Source organism: Nereida sp. MMG025 (genome assembly GCF_021654165.1).
Lineage (GTDB): Bacteria > Pseudomonadota > Alphaproteobacteria > Rhodobacterales > Rhodobacteraceae > Nereida.
Window position 1 is genome coordinate 1 of the sequence record NZ_JAKFZN010000039.1, and the last position, 506, is coordinate 506.

A 506-nucleotide genomic window follows, 5' to 3' on the forward strand; every position below is an offset into this window, starting at 1 on the left:
GTATCTTCATACAAGATTGGCTCTTGTTGATCCGAAAGTACCAGCGGCCCACCATCGACAAGATCGCAAGTCGCTTTGACGGTCACACACGCCATAGTCGCGCCCGATCCAGCTTGGATCTGGCGAAAACTTAAAGCTGGGAAATCCGTATAATTGTAAACGTCCATCAGTCCCAGTGACGATCTAAACTGCGTTGCAAAATCAGCTCACCGATTGTGTTGCGCTTGTTCATCCAGAAGGTTTCGCGATTTCGGATGGCATAGCTCCCTTCGATTTTTATCGAGGGTGCATGGCTCTTAGGCTCACAAATATCTCCCAGTGTGCCTGATTTCACACCTGTTTTCGTGCCCGGTTGGTCGCCGGTGCATTTCGTCACAATCGTCTTGAAATTATAGGTCTGCTTGCCTTCAATTTTTACCGAGCGACAGGCTTTGGCATCATTTGTAAGCGTCGCACTGATCGCATACGGGATCGGGACGACGGAATTACCGATCGGTGTCAGGCAC

General features: G+C 49.8%; 1 protein-coding gene. It reads right to left on the reverse strand.

The window, feature by feature from the left end; all coding sequences use genetic code 11:
* Positions 1–166: 166 nt before the first annotated feature.
* Positions 167–506 (reverse strand): DUF4150 domain-containing protein (locus L1065_RS15740; RefSeq protein WP_237096464.1); only part of this gene is annotated, 340 nt, incomplete at its 5' end.